This window comes from Streptacidiphilus neutrinimicus, assembly GCF_000787815.1.
GTDB lineage: Bacteria > Actinomycetota > Actinomycetes > Streptomycetales > Streptomycetaceae > Streptacidiphilus > Streptacidiphilus neutrinimicus.
In genome coordinates, this window is record NZ_BBPO01000138.1 from 7223 (window position 1) to 10358 (window position 3136).

Here is a 3136-nt window from a genome sequence, read left to right on the forward strand (position 1 = left end):
CCTTCGTCGCGCCGTTCCTCGTCGCGTTCGAGCGCTTCGACCGACGCGACCGCCGCTGACCGGGAAGCCACGACGGCCCCGTCCGGTTCGCCTGGCGGGGCCAAGCTACTCCGGTTCCTTCACCGCCCCGGGACGAGCACGACCGGCCCCCACATCGCGCAGCCAAATTCGTGCGGGGTCTGCCCGCCGTGGCCATGGCAGCGAGCCCAGAGCGGGTGGTCCTTGCCGCTGGTGCCGGGCTCGTACCCCCAGCCGCGGCAGTCGGGACACAGGTCACGGTCGGGCGGCGGGCAGTCGCAATCGCTCATGATCGGTGAACGAGCCGCTGCCTGCCCGGTTGTTCACTCGCGCGGGCGTAGCAGCCCAACGTGCTGGCGTCGCCCACCCCCTGATCGGATCCAACCGGATTCAACCGAAAGCCTTGGAGCGGAAGCCAGTGCTGGCAAGACTGAGGTGAGCGAGCAGGCGGCTGTCCCGGATGGTCGCTCGGGCGAGTGCCCCGTCGTGCCGGCCACGGGTGTACGGACTTGTACGGGAAACGAGACTCCACACGACTGCCCAGGCAGCCTGGTCCTGCTGCTCCGCGCACGGCCGGCCCAAGCAGCGAAGCGCCAAGGGAACGGCCAGTCAACGCCGTTCCAGCGCCTGCCCGCGAACCGCAAGCTGATACGCGGACGAAGACGCAGAACATCCAAGGGCTCCAACGGGGGCCGCCAACCACTGGGGGAGAACACCATGCTCAAGCTCGGAAAGACCAAGCGCGCCCTCGCGATGGCCGCCGCCGCAGTCGCGCTCGCCGGCGGAGCCACTCTCGCGGGCGCGGGGAGTGCCAACGCCTCGTTCGGCTGCACCGGCGGCGACGGGTGCAACCACCAGACGGCGATCCGGTTCGACAACAGCTCCTACTACGGCAACCACGAGTGGTGGGGGCCGTTCACCGAGCTGAAGATGCAGACCGACGGAAACTTCGTTCTCTACTGCAACGCCAATGGCAACCCCATCTGGGCGAGCAACACGGACGTCAGCTACTCGCCGTATCACAACTATCTGCAGTTCCAGAACAACGGCAACATGACCATCTGGCAGTACAGCTCGCTCGGTGGCGGTACGTATCCGGTGTGGAACACGAACACGCCGAACGCGTACGAGGCGATCGTCCAGGCCGACGGCAACTTCGTGATCTACAACTCGTCCGGTACCGCGCTCTGGTCCTCCAACACGTACCACCCGTCCAACTGCCCAGCGACGGCTGGCTACTGGGGCTGACTGCGAGCGCCCAGTAGACGGCGGGCGCTGAGTTGGAGTAGTCCAGAGACACAACGGCCCGGGGTCCTTGCCCCAGGGCCCGGGGCAGGGCTCGGAGCGTGAACCGATAGCCACACAGGAGGGGGAAGCACATGCCTGGCTGGACTGGTGGTGGTGCCGACAAGGGCGACGCCAGCACGAACACCACCGAGGAGACCGCTGCGGCCACCGAGGCGGACACGACCGCCGAGGGGTTGGCGAGCGCTGACACGGTGATCGAGATCGGTGGCGAAGGCGCGACGTCGAGCGAGTCGACTGAAGCGAACTGAGGCAAGCGCGAGGCCCCGGCGCCCGCAGTGGGCGGCCGGGGCCTTCGTGCTGTCTGGACTACGGCAGGGTGTTCGCGAACGTCTTGTAGGCGGCGACCTGGTCCGGGGTGAGGAATCGGGAGACGCGGATCAGGACGTGCCCGTGCTGGAAGTCGTACTCGCCGGCGAGTGAAGCCATCGCCTGGGTGACCTTCTCTACGTAGGCGGCGCGGGTCTGCGCGTCCTGGACGGTCGCGAACGTCTCGACTGCGCCACCGAACTCGACGTCCCCGGCCGTGGCGAACTGCGTCTTGTCCTTGGGCACACGGTTGTCGGAGAAGCGGATGTCGGCGGTGTACTGGCCGGGTCGGCCGAGGAGGCTGTTGGGGTCCGTCGAGGCGGTGTAGACGATGGTCTGCTTCGCCGACGGGACCGCGGCGATGAGCTTGGCCATGATCTGGGCGGCCGTCAGCGTCGTCGGCTGTGCGGGCGCTGCAGTGGGGGTGCCGTTCGTCCCCGTGGAGGCATGGTCACTGCTACTGGACGTCGACGAGCTGGAGCACGCAGAAAGGGCCAGGCACGCGGCCGCAAAGGTGAGGGTGAGGGTTTTGCGCATGCGCAGACACTTCCACATGTGTGCAGCTTGTGTGCTCGGCGTGACTGGGATGTGACCGGGCGTTCGATGTGCAGGCCGACGCCAAGCGTCTCAGCGGCGTTCCACCGATCAGAAGCCGAGCGCCGCCTTGAGCTCCTGGGCGGAAACGATCCGCTCCGGAGTTGGCAACGATGGTGGTCTGGCCAACGCCGTCAGGTCGGCCAGCCACAGCTGGTTCGGGCGCTCGGCCTCGAAGCGGCGGTTGACCAGGTCCGGTGGGCGCGGGGCGGCCGGCTCCGGGATGGTGGTGCGGCGGCGCCGGCCACGGATGACGCCCTCGATGCCGAGCTCGCGCATCAGCCGCTCGACCGTGCACCGCGCGACCGAGTGGCCCGCGCGGATCAGGACCCGAGTGACGCGGCGGGCGCCGTAGGTGCGGCCGGAGTCCTCCTCAGCGGCTGTGACCAGCGGAATCAGCTCTTCGTCGCGCAAACGGCGGGCAGACTTCGGACGCTGCTTGCGCGCGAAGTACGTCGACGGGGACAGCTCCAGCACCCGGCAGACGGGATCGACCCCCAAGCCGCCGTCTCGCAGGTGGTCGATCACCTGCTCGGCCTCGTCCGGGGACGGTCGATCTCCTGGGCAAAAAACATGCTGGCGGCCTTGAGAATCTCGTTCGCGCGCCTCAACTCGGCATTCTCTTGCCGGAGTTGCTTCAGCTCGTCCAGCTCGGAGCTGTTCAGGCGGTCGTCGCGCTCGCCGGCTCGGCCTCGGCCTGGCGGACCCAGGAGAGCAGGGCTTCCTTGTGGATGCCGAGGTCGCGGGCGACGTGGGCTACCGGGCGGCCGGTCGAGCGGACCTCGCGGACGGCGCGCTCGCGGAGTTCATCGGGGTACTTACGTGGTGCTCGCACAGCTCGTGATTCTCCTTACGCCTGGCTCGTAACAAACCCAGACATCAGGGACTCCACGAAAGCCAGAGCAGCTCA

5 protein-coding genes are annotated in these 3136 nt (G+C 68.0%); 2 read left to right on the top strand and 3 right to left on the bottom strand.

Going from position 1 to position 3136, the window contains the following annotated elements; all coding sequences use genetic code 11:
- The first annotated feature begins 735 nt into the window (after positions 1-735).
- Together TR48_RS44070 and TR48_RS44075 are read left to right on the top strand one after the other, a co-directional pair.
- On the top strand, positions 736-1266 hold the full coding sequence (locus TR48_RS44070) for a hypothetical protein (protein WP_052443371.1): 531 nt from the start codon (positions 736-738) through the stop codon (positions 1264-1266).
- 131 nt (positions 1267-1397) lie between these two features.
- A complete protein-coding gene (locus TR48_RS44075; RefSeq protein WP_161789987.1) occupies positions 1398-1574 on the top strand; it encodes a hypothetical protein in 177 nt (58 codons plus the stop codon).
- Between the two features lie 58 nt (positions 1575-1632).
- Here the strand turns inward: TR48_RS44075 and TR48_RS37320 are convergent, their stop codons facing one another.
- The 3 genes from TR48_RS37320 to TR48_RS42775 form a co-directional block, all read right to left on the bottom strand.
- Positions 1633-2169, bottom strand: a complete 537-nt coding sequence (locus TR48_RS37320) for a hypothetical protein (RefSeq protein ID WP_042375150.1) — start codon at positions 2167-2169, stop codon at positions 1633-1635.
- Between the two features lie 108 nt (positions 2170-2277).
- Positions 2278-2754, bottom strand: coding sequence for an IS3 family transposase (locus TR48_RS42765; RefSeq protein ID WP_152628399.1), 477 nt, complete (start codon positions 2752-2754; stop codon positions 2278-2280).
- Between the two features lie 133 nt (positions 2755-2887).
- Positions 2888-3061: a transposase gene (locus TR48_RS42775; protein WP_152628400.1), complete on the bottom strand. Its 174-nt coding sequence runs from the start codon at positions 3059-3061 to the stop codon at positions 2888-2890.
- Positions 3062-3136 lie beyond the last annotated feature (75 nt).